Below are 4,614 nucleotides of genomic sequence, written 5' to 3' on the forward strand. Positions count from 1 at the left end.
GTCACTTTCATTATACAACACTATCGAATTTAAGGTGTCTTTCTTTTATGCAAAATCACGAACTTGCTCATTTATAGAAAAGAACCTGTCCGGGACTTGCTCGTATCGTACGAAACAGTAACCTTGACAGGTTCTTTCATAATACTTCTATACTTTTTTTCTGTACGCTTTTGCTTTTACTATATTCCGAGCATTTCCCGATTGTAAAATAGTATATTTCCATTATCATATATCGGCACCATCTTTACAAACCTATATTGCGAAGCTATTTGAGGATACGGAAACAGTCGTTTTGAGAATCTATACCCAAAGCGAACGCTTTCAATACACATGAAATCTTCCATATAAAGCGATTTTCTGCGTTATCCGCAATCGCTGTACGTCCAGTACAGCTCATTTGTCTGCCTTGAAAATCGCTTTTTCTGAAAGATTTCATGCCGCAGGGTCTCAAAATCGTGTGCAGTATCATTTTACAAGGAAGTAGATTGAGGCGTACAGGGGGTACGCCAAATGATACTGACGTAGTAAATGGTCTGCACACGATTTTTGAGACTGGTTTAAAAGTGTTCGCTTTGGGTAATCATATTATGATGGAAAAAGAAGAAGCCGTCACCGCACTCAATGACGCCATGAATTTTTAGGACAAAAATAGGTCATTAGGACAGAAAATGGACATCTACAACCATTCAAGTTCGCCAAAATCAGCTACTTTAAAAATCGCTAAAAAACAGCGGAAACCCTTGCTATACTTGAGTCTCCGCTGTTCTTCATTCATGAGCGTGCGGGGATTCGAACCCCGGACAACTTGATTAAAAGTCAAGTGCTCTACCACCTGAGCTACACGCCCGTATTCAATTTTCCTCCCTGCTTGTCCAGGTAACTGGGCTAGCTGGATTCGAACCAGCGAATGCAGGAGTCAAAGTCCTGTGCCTTACCGCTTGGCGATAGCCCATCGAAGACTTCTGTCTACACCGCTTTGCTGGTGTTAGTTCTTATTATAAATAAGAAAGGGTGGGTAGTGGGACTCGAACCCACGATATCCAGAACCACAATCTGGCGCGCTAACCAACTGCACCATACCCACCATACCGAGCCTGGGGGGATTCGAACCCTCGACCTACGGCTTAGAAGGCCGTTGCTCTATCCAGCTGAGCTACAGACTCTTAATAATATCCCCTTTTTCAAGGCTCCTCACAACAAGATTTGTTGTAAGTAAGCGGGTGATGGGAATCGAACCCACGTATCCAGCTTGGAAGGCTGGTGTTCTACCATTGAACTACACCCGCACAGATCGGGGTGACAGGATTCGAACCTGCGACCTCCTGGTCCCAAACCAGGCGCTCTAGCCAAGCTGAGCCACACCCCGATAACTGCCACTTTCCTGCGTCACCGCGTCTCTTACCCGTGACGCAAGAATTATTATATAATACACTTTTTAGAATGTCAACAACTTTTTTATTTTTTTTTGCATTTTTTGTATTTTTCTTCTAAGTGCCCATTTTACGGGCTTTTTCGAGAAAATCCACTGCTTTTTCCTGCGCGATTGCAAATATTTTGATTCCTTTTCGCTCCATTCTAATCCAAATAATAAGTCCGAAAACGAGGGCGCCCTCCCTCTGATAATTCCATGATCATATAACTGCCTTTTCTCCCCTCCTGCCTTGGATAGGAAAGACTTCCCGGATTCAACACAGTAATATCTGTCTGCTGATCCAGATACGGTCGGTGCGTATGTCCATACATTACAATATCTGCTCCGCGTGCCACCCCCTCTTCGCGGATCTGTTCCGGATCAAGGGAGACATAATAATTATTTCCGTGCGTGATGAACACTTTTTTCTCTCCGATATAAAACTCCTCTTCTCTGGGAAGATCTGAGAAAAAATCATTATTTCCTCTGACGATATGCTTTTCACAAGGCACAACTGCATTGATATAGTATTCTCCGCCCTCTACATCTCCCAGATGCACGAATAAATCAATCGGACCAGCCGCCTCCAGCGCCCGGTCCAGATTCTGATGTCTTCCATGTGTATCACTTACAATCAAAACTCTCATATTATTTCCTTTTGCCCCGTACATTTCTGATTTTATGCATTTTCTCTTTCCCGTATTTTATCTTCCATGATCTTCCGTATCGCACGAAGCGCATTTCCCCGATGACTCAGTTCATTCTTCTGCACCGGCGGCATTTCTGCTGTCGTGCAGCCATACTCAGGCACATAAAAGATCGGATCATAACCAAATCCATTTTCTCCCTGGATTTCATATGCAATACGCCCCTCGATCGTTCCGCGCACCGTCTCCGATGTTCCATCCGGAAAAACAGCTGAGATAGCACAGACAAACCGGGCAGTTCGCTCTTCATCCGGTACTCCCTCTAATTTATCAAGGAGTATCCTGTTTTTTATATCATAAGATGTATCTTCTCCCGCAAATCTTGCCGAGTAGATTCCCGGCGCACCGTCCAGATAATCGATCTCCAGCCCGGAATCATCCGCAAGAACAATATCATTTGTCAAAACACGCGCAACAGCCCGCGCCTTGATCTCTGCATTTTCTTCAAATGAGATCCCGTCTTCTATAATTTCCACGTCCACACCGGCTTCTTTCATCGAATAGATCGGAAGCCCCAGATCACTTAAGATCATCCGGATTTCAACCATTTTGTTTTCATTTCCCGTTGCAAATACAATTCTCTTTTCCATCTTTCGCATCCTCTGTTCTCTTCGATCGACGACTACTGTCTTCTCGGCGGCTTCGGTCCCATAAACTGATAAAAATACGTCTTGATCATTCCGTTATAGATCTTTCTGTTTTTGTCCGCTTTTCTTCCAAAATATCTCTCCGCTTCATCATAACTGGTGATCATATATGCCGACCAGTCTTCCAGCCTCCGAAAACTTTCACCAAACGTCCGGTAAAGTTCCGGAAGCGCCTCCCGCTCCTCTAATCGCTCTCCGTATGGCGGATTCGTAATGATAAAACCATATTTCTTTGGATGCCGAAGCTGACTTACCGGACGCTGTTGGAAATGGATCAGGTGATCGACACCTGCATCTGCAGCATTCTGTCTCGCCGCCTTTACAACGTCCCCGTCTATATCGTACCCCTGAATGTCAACTTCAATCTGATCCTCCATCAGATCTGACGCCTCTTCCACACTTTCATACCATAATTTCCGCGGAATCAGATTCGTCCACTGCTCCGCTGTAAAACTGCGGTTCATTCCCGGTGCGATATTAGCCGCCATCATCGCAGCCTCGATCGGAAATGTGCCGCTTCCGCAAAACGGATCCACCAGAATCCTGTCTCTTCTCCACGGAGTAAGCATGATCAGCGCCGCTGCCAGCGTCTCTGTGATCGGCGCTTTGCTCGACAACTGCCGATATCCTCTCTTATGTAAAGATACTCCTGACGTATCGATCCCGATCGTCACCACGTCTTTCATCAAAAATACACGCACCGGATAAGAAGCGCCATCCTCCGGAAACCATTCCTGATGATATACTTTCTTCAGCCGTTCCACCATTGCTTTTTTCATGATCGACTGAATATCGGACGGACTGAATAATTTACTTTTAACCGAAGCTGCTTTTGTAACCCAGAACTTTCCGTTTGCAGGAACATATGCTTCCCAGGCAAGCGCTTTTGTCTTCTCAAACAATTCCTCAAATGTAACCGCTCTGAATTCTCCGACTTTCAACAGGATCCGCTCCGCCGTCCGCAGAAAAATATTGGCTCTGCATATCGCTTCCGCATCACCTAAAAATGTCACTCTTCCATCTTCCACCTTGGAAATCTCATATCCGAGATCTAAAATCTCCCTTTTCAAAACAGATTCTAAACCGAAATGACAAGGTGCAATCAACTCTATATATTTCATAAATCCAAACCTCATTATTTGTTGCCTTTTGGCAGTTCTTTTACTATTTTACTATAAATCAGGGGTGTAGTAAAGTTGAACTTTACCGCACCCCTGATCTTCCTTAATCTGTTTTTAACCGTTTTTTCTCAATCCTTAATAGTTGTTGGATTCATCTGCAGAATTTCTGCTGCTGTTTCTTCCACAGTTTTTATCACTGCTGTTTCTGCTGTTTTTGTTCGCATTCTTATTCACATTCTTATTCTGAGAACCTGCATTGTTTCCGGCATTTCTGCTCTGCGTATCTGCATAAGAAGAATATGCATTGCTGTTTGCTTCGTTAGAATTTGTGTTGTTCATATTTGTGTTTTTTACATTCTTTGCCATGAGTGTATCCCTCCTGAATTTTTTTGGTACACTCGTATTGTGTCTCGATTCTTCAGATATTATACATTCTTACATCTGATGACGTACTACCACATACTCGTCTCCGTTTCTGTAATACGGACATTGATAATGCGAATCCGATACAAGCCGGATATATTCATCTTCGTCCATATCCATATCGCAGATATATGCTCCACAATCCTCATCATATATATAGTATGTACAGCTTTCACAGCTTCCCCGTTCTCTTCGTTTCATTTAAATTTGACTTCCTTTCTGCACTTTGGTCAATTGAAAAAGTAAATTCCACTTTGTAAAGTTAAATTCCACCTTGTAGGACTAAATTCCACGAGGTGGAGTTT

At 43.6% G+C, this 4,614-nt stretch carries 5 protein-coding genes and 6 tRNA genes; all 11 read right to left on the reverse strand.

Annotated features, from left to right (window positions below):
- Positions 1-774: 774 nt before the first annotated feature.
- A tRNA-Lys gene (locus I2H87_RS13620) sits at positions 775-847 on the reverse strand.
- Between the two features lie 33 nt (positions 848-880).
- A tRNA-Gln gene (locus I2H87_RS13625) sits at positions 881-952 on the reverse strand.
- 58 nt (positions 953-1,010) lie between these two features.
- Positions 1,011-1,084: transfer RNA gene (locus tag I2H87_RS13630), tRNA-His, on the reverse strand.
- Between the two features lie 5 nt (positions 1,085-1,089).
- Positions 1,090-1,163 (reverse strand) — tRNA-Arg (locus I2H87_RS13635).
- Between the two features lie 52 nt (positions 1,164-1,215).
- Positions 1,216-1,286: transfer RNA gene (locus I2H87_RS13640), tRNA-Gly, on the reverse strand.
- 5 nt (positions 1,287-1,291) lie between these two features.
- Positions 1,292-1,366, reverse strand: a tRNA-Pro gene (locus I2H87_RS13645).
- Between the two features lie 209 nt (positions 1,367-1,575).
- Positions 1,576-2,058 (reverse strand): metallophosphoesterase family protein, encoded by a 483-nt coding sequence (locus I2H87_RS13650; RefSeq protein ID WP_195610289.1) that lies wholly within the window; start codon positions 2,056-2,058, stop codon positions 1,576-1,578.
- 32 nt (positions 2,059-2,090) lie between these two features.
- Positions 2,091-2,708, reverse strand: a complete 618-nt coding sequence (locus tag I2H87_RS13655) for an XTP/dITP diphosphatase (RefSeq protein ID WP_195610290.1) — start codon at positions 2,706-2,708, stop codon at positions 2,091-2,093.
- 32 nt (positions 2,709-2,740) lie between these two features.
- The gene (locus I2H87_RS13660; protein ID WP_009268146.1) at positions 2,741-3,886 is read right to left on the reverse strand and encodes a THUMP domain-containing class I SAM-dependent RNA methyltransferase; all 1,146 of its coding nucleotides are present in this window, start codon (positions 3,884-3,886) and stop codon (positions 2,741-2,743) included.
- Between the two features lie 135 nt (positions 3,887-4,021).
- On the reverse strand, positions 4,022-4,252 hold the full coding sequence (locus I2H87_RS13665) for a hypothetical protein (protein ID WP_009268147.1): 231 nt from the start codon (positions 4,250-4,252) through the stop codon (positions 4,022-4,024).
- A gap of 69 nt (positions 4,253-4,321) precedes the next feature.
- On the reverse strand, positions 4,322-4,510 hold the full coding sequence (locus I2H87_RS13670) for a DUF6472 family protein (RefSeq protein WP_009268148.1): 189 nt from the start codon (positions 4,508-4,510) through the stop codon (positions 4,322-4,324).
- Positions 4,511-4,614: the final 104 nt, after the last annotated feature.

The organism is Mediterraneibacter glycyrrhizinilyticus (genome assembly GCF_015560805.1).
In the GTDB taxonomy this organism is placed as follows: Bacteria; Bacillota; Clostridia; order Lachnospirales; family Lachnospiraceae; genus Schaedlerella; species Schaedlerella glycyrrhizinilytica_A.